Below are 25,270 nucleotides of genomic sequence, written 5' to 3'. Positions count from 1 at the left end.
GACACGGAAAGGGTTTTCAACAAGCTGGGAAGGGGTTTCATAGTCAGTCCTCGGTTTCGTCGCTGGTGACCGAACCTTCGACAGCTCCCGTAGTTCCGATGCTGTCACCGCGTGGACGGATAGGCGGCCGAGCGCGAGCCCCTGCGCGCCTGCTGCCCTCCGTTCCCCAAAGGAAAATTCGTTCGCCTTTACGAACGTAATCGACGGTGATATTCCCCTTGTCCGTTATATAGAACGAAATAGGCGGCAGATCATGGCAATCGAAGCGGCAGATACAGCAGCGCTCCACCCCGAAACCCGGCTCGTCCATGCCGGCACGCTGCGCTCGCAGTTCGGCGAGACGTCGGAAGCGTTATTCCTGACGCAGGGCCATGTCTATGACAGCGCCGAGCAGTGCGAGGCGCGCTTCCTCAACAAGGATCCGGGCTTTCAGTACGCCCGCTTCTCCAATCCGAGCGTGACCATGCTGGAGCAGCGCATGGCTGCTTTCGAGGGCGCCGAAGCCTGCCGTGCGACAGCGACCGGCATGGCTGCCGTCACCGCGGCGCTGTCGAGCCTGGTTCGGGCCGGCGACCATGTCGTCGCGGCGCGTGCCCTGTTCGGTTCCTGTCGCTACATCGTCGAGGACCATCTGCCACGCTACGGCGTTGAGTCGACACTGGTCGACGGCACAGACCTTTCCGCCTGGCGCGCCGCCATCCGGCCGAACACCAAGGCCTTCTTCCTGGAAAGCCCGGCCAATCCAACTCTGGAGGTGATCGACATCGCCGCCGTCGCCGCGATCGCCAAGGATGCCGGCGCCAAGCTGATCGTCGACAATGTCTTCGCGACACCGCTGTTCCAGCGTCCGCTCGAACTGGGCGCCGACCTTGTCGCTTATTCCGCCACCAAGCATATCGATGGCCAGGGACGCTGCCTCGGCGGCCTCGTGCTCGGCTCGAAGGAGCTGATCGAGGGCGAGATCCAGACTTTCCTGCGCCAAACCGGGCCGGCCATGTCGCCGTTCAATGCCTGGGTGATGCTGAAGGCGCTGGAGACGCTACCCCTGCGCGTCCGCCGCCAAGCGGAGAGCGCGACTGTGGTGGCAAAATGGCTCAAGGGCCGCAAGGAACTGCCGCATGTCGCCTTCATCGGCGATCCCGACCATCCGCAGGCCGAGATCATCGCCAGGCAGATGAGCGGCCCGTCGACGCTGATCGCCTTCGAGGTCGCAGGCGGCAAGGACGCCGCCTTCCGCTTCCTCAACAAGCTCCAGCTGATCCGGATCTCCAACAATCTCGGCGACGCCAAGAGCCTGATCGTGCATCCGGCGACGACGACGCATCAGCGCTTCACGCCGGAGGTTCGCGCCAGCATGGGCGTCAGCGACGGGCTGATCCGCCTCTCGATCGGCCTGGAGCACGCCGACGACCTGATCGCCGATCTCCAGCAGGCGCTGGCGGCCTGATCTGAACCAGAACCGCGACCGCGCGTTTGAACCTCGGCAACAACCGAGGTTCACATGCTCCGCAAAACCGCCTGCACGACTGCGCTGCTCGCTTTCCTGGCCGCTCCGGCGCTGGCCCAGGACGCCTCACCGGCTTCTCCTGCGCCAGTCGAGAAGCCGGCCTCGCCCGAACTCGCCGCCTGCAAGTCGACGGCGATGGCGGCGCTGACGGCTCGCGAGCCCGAGATCAAGGACATCTTCATCGATGAAGACGGGCTGACGATCGCGGTCGCAGAAACCAAGGTCGAGACGACGCCGATCACCCGTATCATCATGGGTGAGGCCTATTTGAAGACCGACAAATCCGACAAGCCGCGCCGCTTCCTCTGCCTCATCGGCGAGAAAGGCAAAGTACTGCTGACTTTCTTCACCCAGAGGTGATGCGCCGCCTCAACCGCCGTCGACGATCCGGGTGTTCGGCCGGTCACGGCCATCAGCCAGCTCTTCATGCCACTCGCCCCGGGCGTCCTGATAGACGATGCCGTCGGTGACACCCGGCCGTTTCTGGCGGGCAGCGGCCTTGTTGGCCGCCTTGAGCGCCGCATCATGCGAGCGGAAGGTTTCGGAGAGGGCGTCGCCGACCTTATAGGCCCAGCCATCATCGTGCTGGACGATCTCGTATTTGACCATGACCATGAGCGTCCTCCGTGGCTCAATGGTCGAACCAGCGGGGCACGCGCCGGGTTCCACCGCCCAGGAGAATAGCCCCGCTGCGGGGACGGCGGAAGGGCTTGGCTGACTCAGTCGCCGTTGCCGGTATCGGCGGCGCGCAGCCCGTCCAACACGGGCATCGAGGTGATGTGATAGCCGGCATCGATATGGTGGACTTCGCCGGTTACCCCGCCCGAGAGGTCGGACAGATAATAGAGCGCCGAGCCGCCGATCTGCTCGAGCGTCACCGACTTGCGCAGCGGCGAGTTGGCGCGCTGCCAGGAATACATCGCACGCGCATCGGAGATGCCGGCGCCGGCGAGGGTGCGCACCGGGCCGGGCGAGAGCGCATTCACCCGGATGCCCTTGGGTCCATAATCGGCGGCGAGGTAACGCATGCTCGCCTCCAGCGCCGCCTTGGCGACACCCATGACATTGTAGTTCGGCATCACGCGGGTCGAGCCGCTATAGGTCAGCGTGATCATGCTGCCGCCCTGCGGCATCCGCTCAGCGGAACGCTTGGCTGCCTCGGTGAAGGAGAAGCACGAGATCACCATGGTCCGCGAAAAATTCTCGCGGGTGGTTTCAGCATAGAGCCCCTTGAGCTCGTTCTTGTCCGAGAAGCCGATGGCGTGGATCAGGAAATCGAGCGTATTGCGCTCGGGATCGCCACCCCAGGCTTCGTCGATCGCGGTGAAGGTGGCGTCGAGTGTCGAGACGTCCTCGACGTCGCATGGAAGCACCAGCTTAGAGCCTATGCTCTCGGCCAGCGGCTTGACGCGCTTGCCGAGTGCTTCGCCCTGATAGGTGAAGGCCATCTCGGCGCCATGCGCATGCAGGGTCCGGGCAATGCCCCAGGCGATCGAGTTCTGGTTGGCGACACCCATGACGAGGCCGCGCTTGTTGTGCATCAGGGGGAGCATGAGCCTGTCTCGGGCGGATTTTCCGGAACGCGGAAAGGGATGGGAATTCTATGGCGCGGTTAGAAGCGCTCTCCAACCATTAAGCGGCGAGCACGCTTGCTACAAATGCTTCTTCACCGCTGCCGCCGTATCCTTCGAGGCCGCGAGCGGCACGATCTCGAAGCGGGCGAGGTCGCCCCAGGCCAGCACCCACTCCTGCAGCTTGGTGACATCGTCGCACTGCATAATCTGGAAGCAGCGCGCGAAATCGGCCGAGATCCAGCTGTCGATATAGGTCAGGCCATCAGGCATCATCCGGCCGCGTTCATGAAAGCGGGCGTAGATTTCCTTCACCCGCGCCTGATCGAAATGTTCGATCACCATGAAGAGCATTGCGAACTTCCTCCAAAGCGAACCGCGCGGGCAGGCGCCCCTTCTAGGAAAGGGTAGATCAACAATCAACGCCCACGATATCTCTAGATGTTAGGCCCAAACACAAAAAATCGACGCTTGTGATAGATTGCCGGCACCAGTCGAGCATCACCGACTCCGATCAATACAAACAGATCATTCGCACTCAAGAATCTATCTCTCGATTTGAAGCGACGATCGTGTTTTCTATCATAATCATCCCAACAATCGATCGCTGCATCCAATCTTTCGCTTAATATTGAATATTGTCTATTCAGACCCTCCAAAGAGCCTGAGGTCTCCTGCCAAGTTTTGTAGACGAGATACTCGTTGCGATTCAAACTCAGGCTAGATGTCTCTAACCCCTTTCCACGATAAGGATCGAGTTCACTCAGGCGTTGCCGTGTCCGATCGAACTCGGACGGACCAACTATTGGCTCATCCACCACCTCGAACTCAGCCACAAAACCGGCGAAGAAGCCGCAGCCAACGGCAAAATGCAGAGTTTTTCCGAGCTTAAACGGTTGCGGGACTAACTCGCGCACCTCTCGTTCTCGAGGCGCAAAAAACAGCTCATAGCTGTCGAACAGTAGGTAGAGTGGCAACACCAATCCGAGCGCGAGTCGGAGTAAAATCTGCACCGGCCACCGCCAAAACCAGCTTGCCACTGTTCTCCTCACATCAGCGGAGTAAGCTTGGAGATCGCTAAATCTCCCGAAGCAAGCCTCTATGCCTCCAGCCGCTTCATCACGATGGTCGCGTTGGTGCCGCCGAAGCCGAACGAGTTGGAGAGCACGCAGCCGAGACCGGCATTGTCGATGCGCTTGCGCACGATCGGCATGTCGGCGAAGGCCGGGTCGAGCTCCTCGATATGGGCGCTCTCGGCGATGAAGTCGTTGTTGAGCATCAGCAGCGAGTAGATCGCCTCCTGCACGCCGGTGGCGCCGAGTGAATGGCCGGTCAGCGACTTGGTCGCCGAGATCGGCGGGCTCTTCTCGCCCGCGCCGAAGACGGTGCGGATCGCCTCGATCTCCTTGGCGTCGCCGACCGGGGTCGAGGTGCCATGCGGATTGATGTAGTCGACCTTGGCCTTCACGCCCTGCAGCGCCATGCGCATGCAGCGCTCGGCGCCTTCACCCGAGGGGGCGACCATGTCGTAGCCATCCGAGGTCGCGCCATAGCCGACGACCTCGCCATAGATGCGGGCGCCGCGGGCCTTGGCGTGCTCGAGTTCCTCGAGCACGACGACGCCGGCGCCGCCGGCGATGACGAAGCCGTCACGCTTCGCGTCATAAGCACGCGAGGCGACCGCGGGCGTCTCGTTGAAGTCGGACGACATCGCGCCCATCGCGTCGAACAGCACGGAGAGCGTCCAGTCGAGCTCCTCGCAGCCGCCGGCGAAGATCACGTCCTGCTTGCCCCACTGGATCAGCTCATAGGCATTGCCGATGCAATGGTTCGAGGTCGCGCAGGCCGAGGAGATCGAATAGTTGACCCCCTTGATCTTGAACCAGGTCGCGAGCGTCGCCGAAGCGGTCGAGGACATGCCCTTGGGCACCGCGAACGGGCCGACCTTCTTGGACGAGCCGCTCTCGCGCGCCTTGTCATAGGCATCGATCAGCGCGCGGGTCGAGGGGCCGCCCGACCCCATGATGATGCCGGTGCGCTCATGGCTGATTTCTTTGTCTTCCAGCCCGGCATCGCGGATGGCCTGCTCCATCGCGACCTGATTCCAGGCCGAGCCACCGCCATGGAAGCGCATGGCGCGGCGGTCGAGCACGGTCGCGGGATCGAGCGAAGGCACGCCGGCGACCCGGCTGCGGAAACCGTGCTCGGCGAAATCCGGGACATAGGAGATGCCGGACTTGGCCTCGCGCAGCGAGGCCAGCACTTCCTGCGTATTGTTGCCGATGGACGAGACGATGCCCATCCCGGTGACCACAACGCGTCTCATGCTGCTTCTCCGGCTCTTTGGTGACAGGCCGGGAGGCCAGCCCCGGACCCTCGTTCAGTCGATACCTGCGCAAATGGACCGCGCGGACGGCGAACGCAAGACACCTCGATCACGATGATTCCGGACAAGAACGGTCCAAAATCGCAAACGCCATCGATTCTAATATTTTAGAGCGGAGTTCCTGCGGCAAAGCGGCTGCCACTTTTCCGCATCCCGCTCAGGCCGCTTTTGCTCAGGCCGCTTCGGGTTTGAACAAGCCGACGCGCATATCCGAGACCGTATAGATACGCTTGCCGTCGGCTTCGAGCCAGCCATCAGCGATGCCGAGGACAAGCTTGGACTTGAAGACGCGCTTGAAATCGACGCCGTAGACGACGCGCTGGACGGAGGGCAGGACCTGGTCGGCGAACTTGACCTCGCCGACACCCAGCGCCCGGCCACGGCCCGGCAGGCCGAGCCAGCCGAGAAAGAAACCGGTGAGCTGCCAAAGCGCGTCGAGCCCGAGGCAGCCCGGCATGACCGGATCGCCCTTGAAGTGGCAGTCGAAGAACCAGAGGTCCGGGCGAATGTCGAACTCGGCACGGACGAGGCCCTTGCCGTGCGGACCGCCATCCTCGCCGATTTCGACAATACGATCGAACATCAGCATCGGTGGCAGCGGCAGTTGCGCATTGCCCGGCCCGAAGAGTTCACCGCGCCCGCAAGCGAGGATTTCCTCGTAGCTGAATGACGATTGCCGCTCCATATCCGACTTCACTCCATTCCGGCCGCCATGCGTTCGGCTGCCAACCCCCGATGCAATGTGCCTAACACAGCGTCGCTGCGGAACGGAAGGGCGCAGGGCCGGCGCGGCCGTGGATGATCAGCCGGCGACACTGTGGTAGTCTCTGGCAGGTCCTGGCGGCGGCGCCGCGATGCTTGCGGCCAGGGGATCGCCGCGATGCTTGCGGCCAGGGGATCAAAGCCTTACATCGAATCTAAGCTGACGCTTTCCCGTTCCGGGGAGGCATGAGGAGTTGACGCAAGGCATGGACCGCCTGACGCAGGACGAGGGCAATGGAGCGGATGCGCGGCAGGGCTGCCCCTTCCACGATGTGCGCCAGAAGCTGCGCCGGGTAGGCCTGAGACCGACCCGTCAACGCGTCTCGCTCGGCTGGCTGCTCTTCGCCAAGGGAGATCGGCATGTCAGCGCCGAAATTCTTTACGAGGAAGCGATGAAGGCGCGCGTGCCGGTCTCGCTCGCGACCGTCTACAACACGCTGCACCAGTTCACCGAGGCCGGCCTGCTGCGCGAGCTCGCGATCGACGGCGCCAAGACCTTCTTCGACACCGACAACAGCGACCATCACCATTTCGTCGTCGACGGCGAGGACAAGGTGATCGACATCCCCGCTTCTGCGGTCGACGTCGCCGAACTGCCGCCCGCGCCCGAGGGCTACGAGATCAGCCGGGTCGATGTCGTCGTTCGGTTGCGCAAGATCGCCGACTGACGCCCTCCGACGTTCGACCGAACGCCGGAGCGCTACTGCACGGTCTCGTTGGGATAGACCCCCAAAGCCGGTCCTGCCGGATATACCCCGACATCTTGCTGACCGTGACACGGCACCAGGCGCTCTGGCAGGACTGCACATTGGCGATGACGCCGGGCTCGAGTGTCGCGACCACGGCCCCGCCCTCGTTCGCAGAATCGCGCAGAGAGAACGTCTCGCCCTTGTTCTTCGACCAGGGCGAGACCAGGACAGTGCGCCGCCCCGAGAGCAGGCTATGCAGCACCCAGCCTTCGGTGCCATCGGCGTCGCGCACACGTCGCCAAGTCTCGAATTCGGCCGTGATCTCGACGGGCAAGCCGGCGCGCTGGAAGACCCAGCTGGTGCGATGCTCCTTCGACGGGCCTTCGCGCAGATTGACCCGGTCCGACTTCAGGCTGACATAACGCGGCAGCGGCAGACCGGAGACGGGCCCGGCGGCGACCTCTTGCGCCGTGCTCCGCGTCGCCAGCAGGGCCAGGCCCACCGCCAGCAGAAGGCCGGCTGCGCCGCGCATCGTCTGAACCGTCATCCAACCCACTCCTCGACCTGACCGCCGCCGCTACGCGCCAATGGGTCAGGTTGTGTTCCGCCGCAACGCTGCTAGACAACGAAACGGCCGCTGATCGCCGAAACCAACCGACTCATTCCTGAAGCGCCTCGGTTAATGGCGGGTTGAGGCGGAATGGCGACGAAGCGGCCACGGTGTCGCGCCTAGCCGGCGCACACCAGCAATATCGGAGCCTGAGGGGCCTGTTAGGGAGCCATCCATGTCGAAGAAGAAGCCCCTGGTCGTCGTCACGCGCAAGCTGCCGGCCGTGGTCGAGACACGGATGCGCGAGCTCTTCGACGCCAGGCTCAACCTCGACGACACGCCGATGAGCCAGGCCGCGCTGGTCGAGGCGATGAAGACCGCCGACGTGCTGGTCCCGACCGTGACCGACAAGATCGATGCCGGCTTGATCGCCCAGGCCGGCGAGCAGCTGCGCCTGATCGCCAATTTCGGCAATGGCGTCGACAATATCGACGTCGCCAGCGCCGTGCAGCGCGGCATCACCGTGACCAACACGCCTGGCGTGCTGACCGACGACACCGCCGACATGACGATGGCGCTGATCCTCGCCGTGGCGCGCCGCATCGCCGAGGGCGCGCGCATCATCACCGACGACGAATGGGGCGGCTGGTCGCCGAACTGGATGCTCGGCCGCCGGATCACCGGCAAGCGCCTCGGCATCGTCGGCATGGGCAGGATCGGCCAGGCGCTGGCCAAGCGCGCCGCCGCCTTCGGCCTGTCGATCCATTATCATAACCGCCGCCGGCTCGACGCCCGCATCGAGGAGGCGCTCGACGCGACCTATTGGGATTCGCTCGACCAGATGCTGGCGCGGATGGACGTCGTCTCGGTCAACTGCCCGCATACCCCGGCAACCTACCACCTGCTCTCGGCCCGCCGGCTCAAGCTGATGAAGCCGGACGCCATCCTGGTGAACACGGCGCGCGGCGAGATCGTCGACGAGACGGCGCTGTCGCGCATGCTGGAAGCCGGCGAGCTCGCTGGCGCCGGGCTCGACGTGTTCGAGCACGAGCCGGCGGTCAATCCGCGCCTGCTCAAGCTCGCGCGCAACCATCGCGTCGTCGTGCTGCCGCATATGGGCTCAGCCACGCATGAGGGCCGCGCCGACATGGGCGAGAAGGTCATCGTCAACATCAAGACCTTCATGGACGGGCACAAGCCGCCGGACCGCGTCCTGCCCAGCATGCTCTGAGACTTCTACCGGGGCGGCCGCCGCCAGGCATATCCTCGTTCAGGCCGCCTCGGAGCGCTCGCCCGGGCGGTAGCGGCACTCGGACAGGGTGTCGAGCTCGCCGAGATCGGCGGCATGGCGGCGGCCCCAATCGCACAGCGTCGCGATCACCGGGGCGAGGCTCTGACCAAGCGGCGTCGCCGCATAGTCGACGCGCGCCGGCACCTGCCGGAAGATCTCGCGGCTGACGAGGCCGTGCTCCTCCATCTCACGCAATTGCTGGATCAGCACCTTCTGGGTGATCGGTGGAATGCGCTTCTGCAGCTCCGTCAGGCGCTTGGGGCCGTCGAAGAGCTGATAGAGGATCACGGCCTTCCAGCGGCCGGAGATCACTTTGAGCGCCCGCTCGACCGGCAGCATCGGCAAGCGCTTCATCGGGTCGGCCATGCTCACCTCTTGGTCTGCAGCGAACAAATCGGTGTGTAGTCACCGCGCGTCATCCTAGCCCAGAACCCGCCTCACGCTCATCCCCTTCGCATGAGGCCCGCCATGAAAGCCATCCAGTACAGCCGCTTCGGCGGCCCCGAAGTGCTCGATACCGTCGAGATCGACCAGCCCTCGCCCGGCCCTGGCGAGGTGCTGATCGCGGTCGGCGCCGTCGGCGTCAATTTCTTCGAAGTGTTGATGCGGCAGGACCGCTATGTCGTGACACCGCCCCTGCCCTTCAGTCCCGGTGTCGAGATCGCCGGCACCATCGCGGCGCTGGGCGAAGGCGTCGCGACCTTTTCGGTCGGCGAGCGTGTCGCCGCGGCCCTCTATCTCGCAGGCGCGCAGAGCGGCGGCTATGCCGAATATGTCGCGGTCAACGCGGATGTCGTCGTGCGCCTGCCGGAGGCGCTGCCCTTCGCGGCTGCTACCGCGCTGCAGGTGCAAGGCCTGACCGCGCTACACCTGCTGCGCGGCAACCCGGCGGCGGGGCGCAATGTCCTGATCAGCGCCGCGGCCGGCGGCGTCGGCAGCCTGCTGGTCCAGTTGGCGAAACGTGCCGGGGCGAAGCGCGTCATCGCCATGGCGAGCTCGAACGAGAAACTCGCGCTGGCACAGGGCATCGGCGCCGATGCGGGCGTCGACTACACGCAGCCAGACTGGCCGGAACAGGTCCGCGCCCTGACAGATGGTGCTGGTCCGGATCTGATCTTCGATGCGTCCGGCGGCGACATTCCGGCGCAATGCCTCGCTCTGCTCGCGCCGTTTGGGCGCCTCGTGCTCTACGGCCCGCTCTCGATCGCCGATTTCCGGCCGGATGCCGAGGAGTTGAAGGCGCTGATCTTCGGCAATCGCGCGGTCGCCGGCTTCTCGCTCCTGCCGAATCTGACGTCCGAGCGCCTCGCGCACGATCTCGGCGAGCTGTTCGCGCTGGTCACCGCTGGCGAACTCAAGCTCCTGCCTGGCGGCAGCTTCCCGCTGGCGCAAGCGAGCGCCGCCCATGCCGCGCTGGAAAGCCGGCAGAGCGCCGGCAAGCTGGTGCTGGTGCCGTGACTAGGCTCAGCCGCCGGCGCGGGCGGTGTCGAACTGGCCGGACTTGCGGAAGCGCCAGAGATAGGCGGGTACCTCGGCCTCGGCCGAGACCGGGGCGATGCCGAGCCCGCGCAGGGTCCGGCCTTCCTTCTCCGCCGTCGTCGACACGACATTGTCGCTCTCGAGCAGATTGACCTGGTCGCGCGTCAGGATGAGCTCCTTCGGCATGAGGCCGAGCGTCAGCATGTCCGTGATCTCGAGAATCTGACCCTGCAGGCGGGCGAGCCCGAACGGCATCGGCGCGATCAGGCGCCTGCGGCCAGTGACCTCGCAGACATAGTCGATCAGCTCCCGCAGGGTCTTCACTTCTGGACCGCCGAGCTCGTAGACCTTGCCGCCATCGAGCTTGCCGTCGACGGCACGCGCGACCGTCTCGGCGACGTCGCCGACGAAGACCGGCTGGAACTTGGTCTGCGCCCCAGCGAGCGGAAGCACCGGCAGCATGCGCACCAGCGAGGCGAAGCGATTGAAGAAGGTGTCCTCCGGACCGAACATCACCGAGGGGCGCAGCACGATAGCCTGCTTGACCAGAGCGTGAACCGCCGCCTCGCCCTCGGCTTTGCTGCGGGCATAGACCGATTTCGATTCGGCACTGGCGCCGAGCGCTGAGACCTGGATCAGCCGGTCGACGCCGAAAGTCGCGCAGGCCTGCGCGACCGTGCGCGCGCCCTGCGCCTGCACCGACGAGAAGTTCTGCCGGCCCTTCTCCTGCATGATGCCGACGAGGTTGATCACCGCATCGGCGCCCTTCACGGCAGCTGCGACCGAATCGGGGTAACGCAGATTGGCCTGCACCGCGGTGATCTGCCCGACAGTGCCGAGCGGCTGCAGGAAACCCGCGAGATCCGGGCGGCGCACCGCAGCGCGAACACGATAGCCGCGCCGCGCCAGCGCCCGCACGACATGCCGCCCGAGGAAGCCCGAGCCGCCGAAGACCGTGACGAGTTGCGAAGCGGGAGGCAGGACCGTCATGATGACGCGAAGCTCCGTTTGGAAGCGCTGAAAACTGGGATCGCTGCGCCTGTCCTAGTGCATCGCAACGCGGCTGTGAAGGCAGCGAGGCGTTGCCGGGGGACGGGCAGATGCAGTGTTGTCAATAAAGCCGGCTTCGCCCGTTGACAGGTGCGTTCGGCCCCCGTAAACGAACCGCCGTTGCCCAGGTGGCGGAATTGGTAGACGCACCAGCTTCAGGTGCTGGCGCTCGCAAGGGCGTGGAGGTTCGAGTCCTCTCCTGGGCACCACTCAGCTACCAGAGTGGTGGTTTGTCAGCACCTTAGCTGATATCGAAGGCATGCATCGCCCTGATGGGCGTTCAAAGCGAAAGTGGCCCGGCGGCCCACACATCGCGCCTCTACGCCAGTCATGACCTGATATGCGGCTAGCGCTTCGATACCTGTCGCCGATCGGATCGGCGACGCCTCGTGTAAGGGCTAGCTGCCAGCGCCCGTAGACCGATGGTGTGCCACAAGGGCGTTGGCGTGCCCATGCCCCATCCCGTGCTCCGACTTCAGCACCGCAATCATCTCCGCGTGCTTCTTGTCGCCGAGACCGGCGAGGACCGCGAGCCAGTGGCCGATCGGCTGTCCATAGGTCTTTTCGATGGACGGAAAATAGGACGCGGGGCCTTTTACTTTTTCGACAGTCATCCGATGCCTCCTTGGTCCCGCGGCTGCCGGAACGAACAACAGCTCTTACCTGCGGTATCGAGAGTCCGGCAACGTTCCGTGATCACGCTTTGCGTGGCGCCGATGTGACGAGCCAGATGCCGAGAACGATGATGGTGAAGCCTGCGAGGTGGAACCAGGCGATCTGCTCGCCGAGCACGATGAAGCCCAGCGCAGCGCTGGTCGGCGGCAGGAGATGCATGAACATGCCGGTCCTGCCGGGGCCCAGGGCGGCGACCGAGCGGTTCCAGAAGATGTAGGCCAAGATCGAGGGGAAGAGCGCGAAATAGATCAACGCGCCGGCGGTCGCCATGGTGAGCTGGAAGCCGCCCTGCGCTGCGTACTCCCAGGCGACGGCCGGCAGATGGAACAGGACGCCGAAGAACACGGTCACGCCGAGGAACGCCATCGCTGGCAGCCCTGCTGGCCGCCAGCGGATCAGCACGGTGTACAACGCCCAGCAACTCATGCCGGCGAAGACCAGAATATCGCCCCGGTTGAGCGCGACGTTCAGAAGCATCCTTGGGTCCCCGCGGCAGATCACCAGAACCGCCCCGCAGAGCGAAAGCGCGATCCCGGCAAGCTGCTGCCGCGTCAGGCTCTGCTTCAGGATCAGATAGGCCAGCAGGAAGGTCACGACGGGGAGCAGGGAATTGACCAGCGCTGCGTTGGCGACCGGCGTGTAGTGCAGCGCCGCGTAGACGAAGCAGTTGAATGCGGTGACGCCGATCGCGCCCAGCAACGCGAGGAATGGGATATTGCTGCGGATGCGCGGCCAGGAAGCGACGATCGGCCGCCAGCAGAACGGGAGCAGGATGAGAAGGGCGAGAGTCCAGCGCCAGAACGACATCTGCACGGGCGGAATCGACTCGCGCATCAGCCGTGCGACCAGGAAATTGCCCGACCAGAACAGCGGCGGCAGCATCGCCAGCCAATAGGCCGCGCGCGGGATAGCGACCTGCTGCTTCGCAGCTGGGACAGTCCCGCCGACAGGTTCAGTGCGCATCCGAGGGGCGCCCGGTGCTACGCAGCTCCGTATAGCGCCCGAGCACCACGTTCACGCCGACGGCCAGCAGGAAGACGACGATCAGCAGCGCGTACATGCGCGGCATGTCGAAGGTCGCATAGGTCTGGATCACCGCGTAGCCCAGCCCCTGATTGGCGAGTTTGGTCTCAGCCAGCAGCGTGCCGATGATGGCGACGCCGAGCCCGATGCGCAGGCCGTTGATGACCGGTGCGCGCATTGCCGGCAGGTAGATCTTGGAGATCATCTGCCCGACATTGAGCCGGAAGCTGAGGCCGACCCGGATCAGCACGGTGTCGATCTCGCGCATCGCCGCGGCGACGCTGATCGCGACCGGAAAGAACGAGGACAGCGCCCCCATCGCGACCTTGGAACCCGGCCCGACGCCGAACCACATGATCAGCAGCGGAAAGAAAATGATCTTCGGGGTTGGCCCGAGATAGTGCAGCAGCGGTTCATAGGCACGCTGCAGGAAACGGTTGGTCCCGAGCAGAATGCCGACGGCGACCCCACCGCCGCCGCCGATCAGGATCGCGAGCGCGACCTCGCCGGCGGTGACGCCGAGATTGGCGTAGAAGGTCGGCTCGACCAGGAGACGGGCGAGCGCGCGCGCGATGAGGAGCAGCGACGGCACGACGTCGCGATAGAGCAACCCCGAGCGCGCTGCGACCTCCCAGATCGCCAGAAGTACCACGACGATGCCGATCCGCGTGATCAGCACTGCCCGTGCCTGGTCCATCTTCACCGGCCGGTTTTTTGTCCGGCCGAGGGTCGTTGTCGTCATCGCGCCGTCACTCCAGGTCGATGAGGCCGTCGGTGCGCAGGCTCATTTGCGCGGCGGGATCTGGATCAGCTCGGCGAGCTGTTCCTTGGTGAGTGGCTGGGCCGTATATTTCAGCGCCACCGCGTCGGGGACAATGGTGTCGAGGCCAACGATCTTGTCGGGGTCGAGCGCCTCCTTCGGGAAGAAATCATCTCGCGTGCGCCTGGCGATGGCCTCCGGAATCCCGACGAAATCGGCATAGGCCTTGATCGCCGCGTCGCTGGCATACATCGCGTCGATGGTCTCGCGATAGGCGACCATATAGCGATCGATCACGGCCTTCTTGTTCTGGAGCGCGCTGGTGTTGGTGATCAGCAGGCGGACCGTCTGGCTCCTGAAGGCCTGGGTGTCGTTGCCGGTCGCGACGACGCGGATCTCGCCCTTGTCGAGCTGGGGCAGGCCGAAGGGCGGTGCCGCCCAGCCGACATCGATCTGGCCGGACATCACCTGGGTCAGCGTCGGCGCCGGGCCCCCGGTCGCGGTCGGCCGGATCTTGAGGCTGTTCTCCTTGATGAAGGCGTTGACGACGCCATGGGTCGACGAGCCATTGGTCGAGAAGGAGACCGTGTGGTTCTGGAGGTCCTTGAGCGCCTTCACCGGGGAGTCGCTTTTGACATACCAGTAGAGATCCTTCGCCCCGGTGGTCTCCGCGCCGATGATGCGGATCGGCGCGCCCTTCGAATAGGCCGATAGCGCGCCCATGATGCCGCCGGCGACGCCGATGTCGACGCTATTGGAAAGCACGGCCTGCTGGGTCTCGCCGCCGCCCTGGGTGTAGAGCATCTCGAGCTCGAGATTGTGCTTCTTGAAGATGCCGAGCCTCGTGCCGACCTCCGAGACCGAGGTATCCCAGTTGCCGCGCTGGCCGATCGCCAGCTTGAGCTTGTCCTGGGCGGCTGCGTCCTGCGCGATCGACAGCGCGAAGCCAAGTGCCGCGAGCGTCGACATGACCGTCTTGAATGTCGTCATCCTGTCCTCCCTGTCGCCAGCTCGGTGCGGCTGGCCTTCGTCGTCTTTCCTTCGTCGCCTTGCCTTCGCTTCTGTGGCGAAGTGGAAAGTCCGCAAGGTCTTCGGCTCCCTCAGATCTTGAAGGCCTCCAGCGTGCTGGAATGGAAGAGTTCCTCGACCGAAAGCCGTCGCGAGGACAGCCCCTGGCTGTGATGGGCCTGGAGGAACGCCTCCAGCGCGTGGCGGTTCGGGCCGACACCATAGGACCAGAAATCCTGTCCCATCAGGCTGCGCGCCGCCTGCAACTGCTCCTCGACGAAGGGCAGCGTGATCTTGGTGGCGGAGGTGTCCGCGAGCTTGGCGAGGGCAGCGGCCTTGGACTGCTCGAAGGCTTTCAGCAAGGCGGCCGGCAGCCAGGGCTGGGTCTCGACGATACTGCGCCGTACGCACAGCACATGCATGATCGGGAAGATGCGGGTGCGCCGATAATAGTCCGAGGCGGCGGCGGTCGGATCCGGAAACAGACGCGCGATCTTGGGGTGGCCGGCCTCGAAGGCCGGCGGGGACCGCGGCCCGATATAGGCGTCGATCTCGCCGTCTATCAGCATCTCGTTGAGCGAGCGGTCGGCCGGGGCCGGCACGACCGTGATCTCTGGCGGCAATTCGATACTGATCTTCTCGGCGCGGCCGGGCTGCTCCAGGCCACCCCGAACCCAGGTCACCTCCGAGGGTTTGACGCCATAGTCGTTTTCGAGGATCGCGCGGATCCAGACACAGGCGGTGAGCTGATATTCCGGGCAGCCGATACGCTTGCCCCTGAGATCCTCGGGCCGGGCGATGCCGCGATCGGTCCTGATGAAGATGCCGGTGTGGCGGAAGGCGCGCGACAGGAAGGCGGGAACGCCGACATAGGGGCTGTCGCCACGCGCCGTCTTGAGGGTGAAGCTCGAGAGCGAGGCCTCGCAGACGTCGAATTCAGCATGGCGGAAGGCGCGGAAGAAGATTTCCTCCGGCACCAGTTTCATGAAGACGGGGTCGACTCCATCGATCTGGACCGCCCCGTCGAGCAAGGGGCGATTGCGATCATAGTCGCCGATGGCGATCGACAGGCGCAGATCGGACACGCAATTCCTCCCGGCCGGCACGTCGGGCGCGCCATCATTTTGCGGCAGAGTGCGCCGCGCCGGCGGAGGGCACAAAGACTTCCGCGAAATGAGAACAAGACGTAGGCCGTATGGGAGGCGATCAGGAACCGACGCGTCGGGCGAGCGAGCCCAGCGATTCCAGCAGGTGTTCGGTGACCGAGGCGAAGAAGCGGTCGACGGCCTCCTGCTGGCGGAAAGCCGGCGCGTTGCCGGGCCTGATCAGGTAGAGCGTCCGCTTCGGCGGCTGGTCCGAGATGCGCTGCATGGCGAGCTTGCCGGCGCGCAGCTCCTCGATGGCCGTGCCATAGGGTATGACGCTCGCCGCCACGCCGCGCACCACCAGAGCACGCATCGCGGGGATGGATTGCGCTTCGTAGACGATACGCAGCGGCAGCGAGAATTTCTCGGCGGCGGCCTTGAGCAGTTGCTGGACCATGTCGCGCTCTCCGGCCTGCACGAGGTCGTGGCTCAGGGCCTCGGCCAGGGTCACCGTCTCCGGCAGCGGCCCGTCGGCGATCGGCCGGATGAGCACCAGCTCCTCTTCGAACAAGGCCGTCCGCTCGATGCCCGGGCGCGGCTGGTCGATGCCATAAGCGAAGGCCGCGTTCAGCTCGCCGCGCTCCATCGCAGCGATGAGACCGTGGCTCAGCTCTTCGACCAGGGTGAGCGAGACCGAGGGCATCTTGTTCTTGGCGTCGATCAGCAGATCGGGGCCGAGCTGGAGCATGATGCTCGGCGTCAGCCCCATCGTCAGCATTTCCTGGTCGTTCCCGGCGAGCGCTTTGACATCGCGCCTGGCGTCCTCGACCTCCTTCAGGATGCGTCTTGCGCGCTCCAGCAGCAGTTCCCCTGCCTGCGTCAGCACGACGCCACGCGAATGGCGCAGCAGAAGTTCGGTCTGGAGGTTCTGCTCGAGCTGCCGGATCTGCAGGCCCAGGGCGGGTTGCGCGACGTTGAGCTGCTCCGCTGCCTTGGTGATGTTCCCGACTTCGGCGATCCCGACGAAATATCGAAGCTGGCGGAGATTGATCGCGGCCTCCCGGGCATGTTGTCTTGGAGGCCATCATGCGGCGCTTCAGCAGCCGCGACAAGGCACGGCCGGCCGCTACCGACCGGGCCGGAACCAGCGTTCCATGCGCTCGAGTGCCGCGAAAATGACGACGCTGACGAGAATGACGAAGACGATCGTCGCGAAGACGCCGGCGAGGTCGTAGCGCTCCGCGAGATCGTTGATCAGCTGGCCGAGCCCACCGAAATTGATCAGGAACTCGACGCCGATCAGGTTGATCAGCGCGAAGACGAGCCCGAGGCGAACGCCGACGAAGATCGTCGGGATGGCGGCGGGGAATTCGATCTTCCAGAACTGCTGCGAAGGCGTGAGATTATAGCTCAATCCGACATTGATCAGGCTCTTCCTGACGCCTTTCAGCCCTTCCAGCGTCTTGAGGATGACCGGCGCCAGACCGGCCACGAAGCCCATCGCGATGATCGTGGCGGCGCTGCGCCCGAAGATGACGAGGAAAAGCGGATAGGCCAGCACCACCGGCGCGGCCGCCACCGCCGCCACCCAGGGCTCGGTCGCGAGCGCGAGGATCCGGACCTTGTAGAGCAGCACGCCGAGCGAGATGCCGACGATCGAGACGAGGACGCTCGCGGCCAGCGCCTCGCTGCCCGTCATCATCAACCGCTCCAGCAACTGTTCCTCGGCGAACAGCCGGCCGAAGCTGCCGAGCACCGCCGAGGGCAACGGGATCACGAACTGGTTGAGGAGGCCGAGCAGCAGCAGGATCTCGACCACTCCCAGGACGAGGCCGACCGTGGCGAAGCCGATCGCAAGCGGCGGGATCGCAGCGAGCCGCATGGCTCAAGCCTTCCCGCGGCGGGCGCCCGCCTCGGATTCGGCCATGCCGCGCGAGGCCTCCTCGCGCAGATCGTGCCAGATCTCGGCGACATGGCGGCCGAAGGCCTCGCTGCCGACGACATCGCCCGTGCGCGGCCGCGGCAGGCGGATGTCGACGATGCGCTTCACCTTGCCGGGGCGGAAGGTCATGATGATGACCCGGTCGGAGAGCTGCACGGCTTCGGTGATATTATGGGTGATCAGCAGGGTCGTCTGCTTCAACGCCTCCTGGATCTTCAGGACCTTGTCGCCGAGCAGCAGGCGGGTCTGCTCGTCCAGCGCGGCGAAGGGTTCGTCCATCAGCAGGATCTTGGGCTCGAACACCAGCGTGCGGGCGATGGCGACGCGCTGGCGCATGCCGCCTGAGAGCTCGGCCGGGTAACGCTGTTCGAAGCCGTTAAGGCCGACCATGTCGATGAAGTGTCGTGCCCTCTCATGGCGCTCGGCCTTGCGCACGCCCTTGATCTCGAGCGGAAAGGCGACGTTGTCGAGCACCGTCCGCCAGGGAAAGGTCGACTCCTCCTGGAAGACCATGCCGATCGAGGGATGCGGGCCCGAGATCACGTCGCCGCCGACGCTGACCTTGCCTTCGTAGCCGCGCACCAGCCCGCCCAGGATGTTGAACACGGTCGACTTGCCGCATCCCGACGGGCCGATGATCGAGACGAACTCGCCGCGCTCGACCGAGAACGACATATCGTCGACGGCGGTGATGGCGCCTTCACGTGTCTCAAAGCGCATCGTCACGCCGTCGATGACCAGGTCGGCCTCTTTCACGGTCTCGGCAAGACGCAGTTTGGCGGCCGAAGCGGGCATTGCGCGCTCATCCCTTGGCTGGCCGTCGCTCATCGCCCCCACCCTCGTCCAGCTGCGACAGCAGCTGGATGGCGCGCGACGCTGGCGCGCCCGGAGCGGTCGAGGCCCGACTGAGTCGGCGGCATGTCATCCTTCCCTCGCGCGGCCGTCTTCGCTTCCGTTCGCGGCCTACGCAGCCACCACGTTAGTGAGGCGGCGCGGGCAAGGTCCAAGATTATCTTGCTTGGCCAGTCAAACTTTTCAGGATGGGCAGGTGCGGGCGCTATCGAGAGCGCGGTTGCGGCCTATACTGGCCTCGGAGGCGTGAGCGATCGTGGCGACGACAGGGGACGAAAACGGTGGGCGGGCCGGAGCGCTGGACGACCTGCCGTTCGAGAGCAGTGTCGGCTACCAGCTGCGGATGGCGAACCGCGCGACACAGCGCTATCTGCAGAGCAAGATCGAGCCGCACGGCGTCACCACGGGCATGTGGTACTTTTTGCGAGCGCTCTGGCAGGAAGACGGGCTGACCCAGCGCGAGCTGTCCCGCCGGATCGGCACGATGGAGCCGACGACGCTCGCCGCACTGGCCGCCATGGAGAAGGCCGGCCTGATCAGCCGCGAGCGCGACCTGCATGACAGGCGAAAGCTGCATGTGCTGCTGACGCCGAAGGGCCAGGCGCTCAGGGCCGAGCTCCTGCCGATGGCGCAGGAGGTGGTCCAGCAGGCGACCGCCGGCTTTACGCCGGAGGATAAGGCCCGTTTCCTCGGCTATCTCGCGGCGGTCCAACGCAATCTCGCCGATGTGCCGGACGTCGCTGACTCTGCCGGAGCCGCCTGAACAGTCCCGCGGCGCTCAGCCCTTCGGCGTTTGCCCGGCATGGCGTGTCATGCCGGCCGCCATCGCCGGATTATAGCCCGGCATGACGCGGGCATCGATCAGGACCGAGGCGCCGGCCTTGGCTGCCTTCACCGCCTCGACCACCGCGTCACGCAGGGCATCGACCGTTCGGACCGGGCCGATGCCCGTGAGACCCTGCGCCCTGGCGATGGCGGCGATATCGATATCGGGCTCGTCGATGCGCTGGCCGATCCACTTGTTCTCGACAGGACGCTGGCGCTGCTTGGCGACGCGCTCCTGATGGATCTCGTCATTGTAGAAGGAGCGGTTGTTCGAGACGATCGCGACGAAGGGCAGCTTGTAATGCGCCGCCGTCCATAGTGCGGAAGCCGCCATCATGGTGTCGCCGTCGCCCAGGACCGCCACCGGGAGCCGGCTCGAGCCCTTGAGCGCCAGCGCCGCGCCGATCAGCATGCCCGGCCCCGAGCCGATGCCAGCGCCACCGTCGATTCCGAGATAGTCGAGCGGGTGCCGGAAGTGCCAGGCCTCGGTGGCCCAGCCGAGCGGCAGGCGAACCAGGCTGACCACCTCGTCCCGCAGCGCCTCGCCCATAGCTGCGGCGAGCGAAACGACGTCGAGCGGGCGCTCGCCATCAAAGGCCAGCGCCGGCAAAGTCGGGCGGATGGCCGGGGCCGTGCCGTGGCCGGCTCCCAAGGCGTCGGCGATCAGGTGCATGGCCGCATCCGGATCGGCGGCGAGATGCAGATCGGCCGGGGCGAGCGCCTGATGGTCCAGGCTCCAGCCATTGTGCAGATGGTGGTCCAGCGAGACGCTGATCACGCGGGCGGACAGGGGGCTATCGGCCTGGCGCAGGGTGCCGCCGAGATCGACCCAGTCGAAGGCGAGGATGACGTCAGCGGCCCGGATGGCATCGACCGCCTGCGCATCGAGGAAGAAGGACGGCTTGGCTGCGTGCAGTGGATGGTCCGTCGGGAAGACGGCCGCAGTCTTGATGTCGGTGAGGACGGAGGCGCCGAGATGCTCGGCCAGCGCGACACGGCGGCCCCAGTCGCCCTCCGAGCGCGACATCCGGCCGAACAGGATGAGCGGCGCCTTTGCGTCCCGTAGCAGCTCCGCCGCCCGGTCGATCTCGGCGGCGGCGGGGACGCTCGGCGAAGCAACGGCGAAGCGCTTGGGGTCCGGCAGAGGCGGCATCTCCTCGAGCCGCTTCTCCTGCATCGAGACGTCGAGGCAGACATAGGTCGGGGCCTGCGGCGCGCTGCGCGTCAGGTTGGTCGCGCGGATCAGCGCATCGATCGTGGCCGCCACCGAGACGGGCTGGTCGTCCCATTTCACATAAGGCCGGATCAGGGCGCCCTGGTCCTTGGCGGTGTGCAGCCAGTCGATCCAGGGCCTGCGCTCGGCGGCGTCGACCGGCCCGGTCGCGCCGAGGATCAGCATCGGCACGCGATCGCACCAGGCGTTGTAGATCGCCATCACGCCGTGCATCAGGCCGACATTGCTGTGCAGGATCACGCCCATCGGCTTGCCCGTCACCTTGGCGTAGCCATGGGCGACGGCGACGGCATGCTCCTCATGCAGGCACAGCAGCATCTGCGGCTGCTGGTTGCCGAGATGATTGACGAGGCTGTCATGCAGGCCGCGGAAGCTGGAGCCGGGATTCAGCGCGAGATAGGGGATATCGAGCGCGCGCAGCATCTGCGCGACGACGTCGCTTCCCCAGATGCCGTTGTCGCTCGAGGCGACGGGCACGTCGATGCCGGACAGCGTCAGGTCGTTCATGGCGTTTCCCCGGATGGTTTTCGGACGACGATGCTGGCTGGGGCAGCGATCCCCGACCGTCCCTGACGCGTCAACCCGGCAGTTTCAGGCTGACATGGATGTTCTTTTCCTGGGTGAAGGCGATGAGCTCGCCGAGGCACTCCTCGCGGCCGATGCCCGACTGCTTCCAGCCCCCGAAAGGCGTGCCCAGGAAATGCTTCGCGACCTCGTTGATCCAGACAAAGCCGGCCTCCGCCGCCAGCGCGGTGCGGTGCGCCTTGACGAGATCATTGGTCCAGATCGAACAGGTCAGCCCGTACTCGACGCTGTTGACCGTCTCCAGCATCTGCGCCTCGTCGCTCCAGGGCATGACCGAGAGAACCGGACCGAAGATCTCCTCGCGCGCGATCCGCATCTGCGGCGTCACGTCGGCGAAGATCGTCGGCTCGATGTAGAAACCTCCGGCGAGCCTAGGGTTGTCCGGTACGCAGCCACCGCAGATCAATCGGGCACCTTCGGCCTTCGCCGAGGCGATGAAATCGAGGATGCGGGCATGCTGGGCCGCACTGACGATCGCGCCCATGGTCGTGGCCTCGTCCGTGGGAATGCCGGGCACGAAGCCGGACAGCTTTTCCGGCAGCCGGGCGAGCACGGCGTCATAGATGTCGCGGTGGATGAAGGCCCGGCTCGTCGAGCCGCAGGACTGGCCACACCAGGTAAAGTTCATGCCGCCGACAACCGCGGCGGCGACCCGCTCCGGATCGGCGTCGGCGAAAGCGATCAACGCGTTCTTGCCGCCGAGCTCCAGCAGCACCGGCTTGATCGTGTCGCTCGCCGCCTTCATCACGGCGCGGCCGGCCTGGACGCTGCCGATCAGTGCGACCTTGTCGACACCGGGATGGGACGCGAGCGCCGCTCCCGCTTCGCGCCCGCCGGGCACGATGCTGAGGACCCCCTCCGGCAGCAGGCCGCCGATGAGTTCGGCCAGTCTGAGCGAGGATAGCGGCGCCTGCTCCGGCGGCTTGATGATGACGGCGTTGCCGGCCGCCAGCGGCGCCGCCATCTTGCCGGCGCAGAACATGAAGGGGTGGTTGAAGGCAAGGATGCGGGCGACCACCCCGAGCGGCTGGCGCACCGTGAGGTTGATCGCATCAGGCCCCATCGGGATGGTGTCGCCCTTCATCTCGGTGACGAGGCCGCCGAAGAAGTCGAGCTGTGCTGCGGCGATCGCGGCGTCGCCGATCATTTCGCGCACCGGATTGCCGCAATTGGCGGCGTCGAGCGCAGCGAGTTCGCGGGCGTTCTCGCGCACGACCGCGGCGATCGCCTTCAGGATGCGCCCACGCTCGAGCGGCAGCACCTGGCGCCACGTCCTGAAACCCGTCCGCGCCGCCGCGACCGCAGCATCGACATCGGCCGCGGACGCCTCTGCGACATCGCAGATGAGCTCGTTCGTGCCGGGGTTGAGGGTTGGGGCATAGCGTCCGGACAAAGGGTGACGCCAGCTTCCGCCGATGTAGAGGCTGCGGCCGGTCGGCGCGGGCTTGTCGAGCATGGCTGATCTCACGGCAGGGTGTGCGCGTCGGCGCGAACACTCGCGCACGTACAGGCTGCGTTCAAAGACTTTCCCGCTTTGGCCGCGATGCCGAAAGACTACTTCGCAGTTGCGAGACGTTGCCGGTTAGCCCCGCGCAGCCGCCATCTCGGCTTCGGTCTCGTCTTGCTCCATCCCGTCGAGCACCGCGACCTCCTCGTTCGACGCACCGAGCTTGCGCCAGTCCTCGCTCTTGGGAACGATGCCCTGGTAGGAGCGCAGCTTCGCCTGCGGGATATGCGGCTGGATCAGGCCGATGGCCTCGCTGCCGGCGGCATGCTTGCGCGCGGCATCGATCATCACGCGGCGGAACTGGACGATGGCGATGTCGCTGGCGCCGAGGCGCTCGCTGGTGCGGTCGGCGATCGGCCCCATCGATTCCCACATCATGATGTCCTGGTTCGGGATCCCCGGCACGCCGGTGAAATCCCCCAGCTTCATCGCCTTGCGGTCCTGCAGGTAGTTGTTCGCCTTGTTGCGCAGCATCGGCTTGTAGGTCTTGTCGAGGTCGATGCCGACCTGCGCGACGCAGAACTTGCGCCAGCTCTCCTGGTCGATGCAGTCGTCATTGCCCCAGGCGATGAAGTGGAAATAGCTGGATACGTCGTCCTTGGGCACGATCACCGTTGCGACATTGTAGGAGGCATTCGGCGGGATCAGCGCCGCGAACGGTGCGACGAAGACCGTCAGCCGGATGTAGTCATGCGTCTGCGCGTTGACGATCGGGCGCCGGATCGCGGCATAGCGGAAGCCGTAATTCGTCAGCTGAACCTGGATGCGCGGATTCTTGTCCGTCGACGGCCGCGTCCAGTGCGTCGCCGTCGTGCCCGCGGTGGTCACGCGGGCGGGTTTCATGTCGGATGAGTGCAGGCTGGAGGAATGGGCGGAATCGATCTGCCCTTCCATGATCTGCGCCCAGTTGCACGGCAGGTCGATCTTCACGATCGAGACCTTGGCTTCAGGCGTTGGGGCCCAGGGCGGCGGCTCGAATTCCGGCATCAGCTCCTTCGGCCCCATATAGACCCAGATGAAGCCGCCGGCCTCCTGCGTTGGATAGGCCTTGTGCTGGACCTTCTCGGCGAAGCCGCTTTCGGCCGGCTCGGAGACCATCTCCAGCACCTTGCCGTCCACGTCGAACTTCCAGCCATGGTAGAGGCAGCGCAGCCCGCATTCCTCGTTCCGCCCGAAGAACAGCGAGGCCTTGCGATGCGGGCAGAACTCACCGAGCACGCCGATGCGCCCGTCGGTGTCGCGGAAAGCGACGAGATCCTCGCCGAAGAGCCGGACGCGAACCGGCGCCCCGTCGCTCTCGACGAGCTGCTCGGAGAGGAGCGCCGGCACCCAGTGCCGCCGCATCAGCCCGCCCATCGGAGTGTCGCCCTCGACGCGGCAGAGCAGTTCGTTCTCTTCGCGGGTGAGCATGCGGACCCCTCCCAAAAAGCGCTTCGGACTAGCCAGCGCTAAATTACTTAGGTATCTAAGTGTGAGATTAGTCCGGTTCGAAACGCTTGTCGAGAGCGGCTCGCGGAGGGGAACATGAGCGAGGAAGCAGCGACCATCCGGGTCACGATCGCGGACAAGCAGATGGTTGCGCAGGACATCTGCCTGTTCGAGCTGCGCCCTGCCGACGGGAAGGCGCTGGCGCCGTTCACGCCCGGCGCCCATCTCGGCGTCAGGGTCCCAAACGGCGAGCTGCGGAAATACTCGCTCTGCAACGATCCCGGCGAGGCCGATCACTACGTCATCGCCGTCAAGAAGGAGCTCGGCGGGCGTGGCGGCTCGATCAGCCTGATCGACAGGACGCATGTCGGCGACGAGATCGCGATCACGGCGCCGCGTAACGATTTCGCGCTGAAGCCCGGTCCGTCCAGCTATATCTTCATCGCCGGCGGCATCGGCATCACGCCGATCCGGGCGATGATCAAGCATCTGCTGGCGACGCGGGCCAAGCCGTTCAAGCTCTATTATTTCACGCGCAGCCCGGAGATGATGGCCTTCCGGGACGAGTTCCTGACGCCGGAATTCCGCGGCAAGGTGGTGATCCACCATGACGGCGGCGATCCGGACAAGGCTTATGATCTCTGGCCGATCCTGGAGGAGCCGAAAGGCGCCCATCTCTATTGCTGCGGGCCGCGCGGATTGATGGAGGCGGTGCGGGACATGACCGGGCACTGGTCGTCGGCCGCCGTGCATTTCGAGGATTTCGGCGCGGCCAGGGCCCGGCCGGAAGACAATGCGCCGTTCACCGTCGTGCTGGCGAAAAGTGGAGAGCGCTTCGAAGTGCCAGCCGACAAGTCGATCCTGGAGCTGCTGCGCGAGGCCGGCAAGGTGCTGCCCTCATCCTGCGAAAGCGGCACCTGTGGCACTTGCCGGACACGGCTCGTCTCGGGCGATCCCGACCATCGCGATCTGGCGCTAGCCGAGCACGAGCGCGCCCGTAACATCATGATCTGCGTATCGCGGGCGAAATCCGCCGAACTCGTGCTCGACCTTTAGGATCC

Annotated in this window: 27 protein-coding genes and 1 tRNA gene; 8 read left to right on the top strand and 20 right to left on the bottom strand. The window is 65.4% G+C overall.

Features of this window, described 5'->3' with window-relative positions; genetic code table 11:
- Window positions 1-253 precede the first annotated feature (253 nt).
- Window positions 254-1,447 carry an O-succinylhomoserine sulfhydrylase gene (locus QO058_RS19590; RefSeq protein ID WP_284167937.1) on the top strand — a complete coding sequence of 398 codons (1,194 nt, stop codon included), beginning with the start codon at window positions 254-256 and terminating at the stop codon, window positions 1,445-1,447.
- Between the two features lie 54 nt (window positions 1,448-1,501).
- A complete protein-coding gene (locus QO058_RS19585) occupies window positions 1,502-1,867 on the top strand; it encodes a hypothetical protein (RefSeq protein ID WP_284167936.1) in 366 nt (121 codons plus the stop codon).
- Between the two features lie 9 nt (window positions 1,868-1,876).
- Here QO058_RS19585 and QO058_RS19580 read toward each other — a convergent pair whose 3' ends face one another.
- The 6 genes from QO058_RS19580 to fabA all read right to left on the bottom strand — a co-directional run bounded on the left by QO058_RS19580 (window position 1,877) and on the right by fabA (window position 6,149).
- Window positions 1,877-2,122 (bottom strand): DUF2188 domain-containing protein, encoded by a 246-nt coding sequence (locus QO058_RS19580; RefSeq protein WP_284167935.1) that lies wholly within the window; start codon window positions 2,120-2,122, stop codon window positions 1,877-1,879.
- A gap of 104 nt (window positions 2,123-2,226) precedes the next feature.
- Window positions 2,227-3,060 carry an enoyl-ACP reductase FabI gene (gene fabI, locus QO058_RS19575; RefSeq protein WP_284167934.1) on the bottom strand — a complete coding sequence of 278 codons (834 nt, stop codon included), beginning with the start codon at window positions 3,058-3,060 and terminating at the stop codon, window positions 2,227-2,229.
- A 99-nt stretch (window positions 3,061-3,159) separates the two neighbouring features.
- Entirely contained in the window at window positions 3,160-3,432 is a 273-nt protein-coding gene (locus QO058_RS19570) for a DUF3303 domain-containing protein (RefSeq protein WP_284167933.1), read from the bottom strand.
- Window positions 3,433-3,515: 83 nt separating this feature from the next.
- Complete coding sequence (locus QO058_RS19565) at window positions 3,516-4,091, bottom strand: hypothetical protein (protein ID WP_284167932.1); 576 nt, start codon at window positions 4,089-4,091, stop codon at window positions 3,516-3,518.
- Between the two features lie 86 nt (window positions 4,092-4,177).
- On the bottom strand, window positions 4,178-5,404 hold the full coding sequence (gene fabB / locus QO058_RS19560) for a beta-ketoacyl-ACP synthase I (RefSeq protein ID WP_284167931.1): 1,227 nt from the start codon (window positions 5,402-5,404) through the stop codon (window positions 4,178-4,180).
- Window positions 5,405-5,636: 232 nt separating this feature from the next.
- Window positions 5,637-6,149, bottom strand: coding sequence for a 3-hydroxyacyl-[acyl-carrier-protein] dehydratase FabA (gene fabA, locus QO058_RS19555; protein ID WP_284167930.1), 513 nt, complete (start codon window positions 6,147-6,149; stop codon window positions 5,637-5,639).
- A gap of 283 nt (window positions 6,150-6,432) precedes the next feature.
- Here fabA and irrA point away from each other — a divergent pair, with 283 nt between their 5' ends.
- A complete protein-coding gene (irrA, locus tag QO058_RS19550) occupies window positions 6,433-6,894 on the top strand; it encodes an iron response transcriptional regulator IrrA (protein WP_284167929.1) in 462 nt (153 codons plus the stop codon).
- Here the strand turns inward: irrA and QO058_RS19545 are convergent.
- Window positions 6,848-7,462 (bottom strand): SH3 domain-containing protein, encoded by a 615-nt coding sequence (locus tag QO058_RS19545; RefSeq protein ID WP_284167928.1) that lies wholly within the window; start codon window positions 7,460-7,462, stop codon window positions 6,848-6,850. The two genes, irrA and QO058_RS19545, sit on opposite strands and share 47 nt — an antisense overlap.
- A gap of 238 nt (window positions 7,463-7,700) precedes the next feature.
- On the opposite strand from QO058_RS19545, the gene QO058_RS19540 reads away from it, so the two are divergent.
- Window positions 7,701-8,696: a 2-hydroxyacid dehydrogenase gene (locus QO058_RS19540; RefSeq protein ID WP_284167927.1), complete on the top strand. Its 996-nt coding sequence runs from the start codon at window positions 7,701-7,703 to the stop codon at window positions 8,694-8,696.
- Window positions 8,697-8,735: 39 nt separating this feature from the next.
- Here the strand turns inward: QO058_RS19540 and QO058_RS19535 are convergent, their stop codons facing one another.
- Window positions 8,736-9,122 carry a winged helix-turn-helix transcriptional regulator gene (locus tag QO058_RS19535; RefSeq protein WP_284167926.1) on the bottom strand — a complete coding sequence of 129 codons (387 nt, stop codon included), beginning with the start codon at window positions 9,120-9,122 and terminating at the stop codon, window positions 8,736-8,738.
- 102 nt (window positions 9,123-9,224) lie between these two features.
- Between QO058_RS19535 and QO058_RS19530 the strand changes: the two genes are divergently transcribed.
- Window positions 9,225-10,214, top strand: a complete 990-nt coding sequence (locus tag QO058_RS19530; protein WP_284167925.1) for a quinone oxidoreductase family protein — start codon at window positions 9,225-9,227, stop codon at window positions 10,212-10,214.
- 6 nt (window positions 10,215-10,220) lie between these two features.
- Here QO058_RS19530 and QO058_RS19525 read toward each other — a convergent pair whose 3' ends face one another.
- A complete protein-coding gene (locus QO058_RS19525; protein ID WP_284167924.1) occupies window positions 10,221-11,225 on the bottom strand; it encodes a complex I NDUFA9 subunit family protein in 1,005 nt (334 codons plus the stop codon).
- A gap of 182 nt (window positions 11,226-11,407) precedes the next feature.
- Between QO058_RS19525 and QO058_RS19520 the strand changes: the two genes are divergently transcribed.
- Window positions 11,408-11,494, top strand: a tRNA-Leu gene (locus tag QO058_RS19520).
- 189 nt (window positions 11,495-11,683) lie between these two features.
- Here QO058_RS19520 and QO058_RS19515 read toward each other — a convergent pair.
- The 8 genes from QO058_RS19515 to QO058_RS19480 form a co-directional block, all read right to left on the bottom strand.
- Window positions 11,684-11,899: a DUF4287 domain-containing protein gene (locus tag QO058_RS19515; RefSeq protein WP_284167923.1), complete on the bottom strand. Its 216-nt coding sequence runs from the start codon at window positions 11,897-11,899 to the stop codon at window positions 11,684-11,686.
- Window positions 11,900-11,981: 82 nt separating this feature from the next.
- Window positions 11,982-12,923: a DMT family transporter gene (locus QO058_RS19510; protein WP_284167922.1), complete on the bottom strand. Its 942-nt coding sequence runs from the start codon at window positions 12,921-12,923 to the stop codon at window positions 11,982-11,984.
- Window positions 12,913-13,725, bottom strand: a complete 813-nt coding sequence (locus QO058_RS19505; protein ID WP_284167921.1) for an ABC transporter permease — start codon at window positions 13,723-13,725, stop codon at window positions 12,913-12,915. Before QO058_RS19505 ends, QO058_RS19510 begins: the two co-directional genes overlap by 11 nt.
- A 42-nt stretch (window positions 13,726-13,767) precedes the next feature.
- The gene (locus tag QO058_RS19500) at window positions 13,768-14,733 is read right to left on the bottom strand and encodes an ABC transporter substrate-binding protein (RefSeq protein ID WP_284167920.1); all 966 of its coding nucleotides are present in this window, start codon (window positions 14,731-14,733) and stop codon (window positions 13,768-13,770) included.
- 110 nt (window positions 14,734-14,843) lie between these two features.
- On the bottom strand, window positions 14,844-15,836 hold the full coding sequence (locus tag QO058_RS19495; protein ID WP_284167919.1) for an ABC transporter substrate-binding protein: 993 nt from the start codon (window positions 15,834-15,836) through the stop codon (window positions 14,844-14,846).
- A gap of 121 nt (window positions 15,837-15,957) precedes the next feature.
- The gene (locus QO058_RS19490; RefSeq protein ID WP_284172952.1) at window positions 15,958-16,887 is read right to left on the bottom strand and encodes a LysR family transcriptional regulator; all 930 of its coding nucleotides are present in this window, start codon (window positions 16,885-16,887) and stop codon (window positions 15,958-15,960) included.
- Between the two features lie 75 nt (window positions 16,888-16,962).
- Complete coding sequence (locus tag QO058_RS19485; RefSeq protein WP_284167918.1) at window positions 16,963-17,718, bottom strand: ABC transporter permease; 756 nt, start codon at window positions 17,716-17,718, stop codon at window positions 16,963-16,965.
- A 3-nt stretch (window positions 17,719-17,721) separates the two neighbouring features.
- Window positions 17,722-18,573 carry an ABC transporter ATP-binding protein gene (locus QO058_RS19480; protein ID WP_284167917.1) on the bottom strand — a complete coding sequence of 284 codons (852 nt, stop codon included), beginning with the start codon at window positions 18,571-18,573 and terminating at the stop codon, window positions 17,722-17,724.
- A 313-nt stretch (window positions 18,574-18,886) separates the two neighbouring features.
- On the opposite strand from QO058_RS19480, the gene QO058_RS19475 reads away from it, so the two are divergent.
- Window positions 18,887-19,393: a MarR family winged helix-turn-helix transcriptional regulator gene (locus QO058_RS19475; RefSeq protein WP_284167916.1), complete on the top strand. Its 507-nt coding sequence runs from the start codon at window positions 18,887-18,889 to the stop codon at window positions 19,391-19,393.
- A gap of 15 nt (window positions 19,394-19,408) precedes the next feature.
- Here the strand turns inward: QO058_RS19475 and QO058_RS19470 are convergent, their stop codons facing one another.
- The 3 genes from QO058_RS19470 to QO058_RS19460 all read right to left on the bottom strand — a co-directional run bounded on the left by QO058_RS19470 (window position 19,409) and on the right by QO058_RS19460 (window position 24,191).
- Entirely contained in the window at window positions 19,409-21,196 is a 1,788-nt protein-coding gene (locus tag QO058_RS19470) for a thiamine pyrophosphate-binding protein (RefSeq protein ID WP_284167915.1), read from the bottom strand.
- 70 nt (window positions 21,197-21,266) lie between these two features.
- On the bottom strand, window positions 21,267-22,730 hold the full coding sequence (locus tag QO058_RS19465) for an aldehyde dehydrogenase family protein (protein WP_284167914.1): 1,464 nt from the start codon (window positions 22,728-22,730) through the stop codon (window positions 21,267-21,269).
- Between the two features lie 126 nt (window positions 22,731-22,856).
- Window positions 22,857-24,191, bottom strand: coding sequence for a Rieske 2Fe-2S domain-containing protein (locus tag QO058_RS19460; RefSeq protein WP_284167913.1), 1,335 nt, complete (start codon window positions 24,189-24,191; stop codon window positions 22,857-22,859).
- A 114-nt stretch (window positions 24,192-24,305) separates the two neighbouring features.
- Here QO058_RS19460 and QO058_RS19455 point away from each other — a divergent pair, with 114 nt between their 5' ends.
- A complete protein-coding gene (locus QO058_RS19455; RefSeq protein ID WP_284167912.1) occupies window positions 24,306-25,265 on the top strand; it encodes a PDR/VanB family oxidoreductase in 960 nt (319 codons plus the stop codon).
- Window positions 25,266-25,270 lie beyond the last annotated feature (5 nt).

This window comes from Bosea vestrisii (genome assembly GCF_030144325.1).
Classification (GTDB): domain Bacteria; phylum Pseudomonadota; class Alphaproteobacteria; order Rhizobiales; family Beijerinckiaceae; genus Allobosea; species Allobosea vestrisii_A.
The sequence above is the reverse complement of the archived record's forward strand: the minus strand, read 5'-3'. Positions and strand labels throughout refer to the sequence as shown.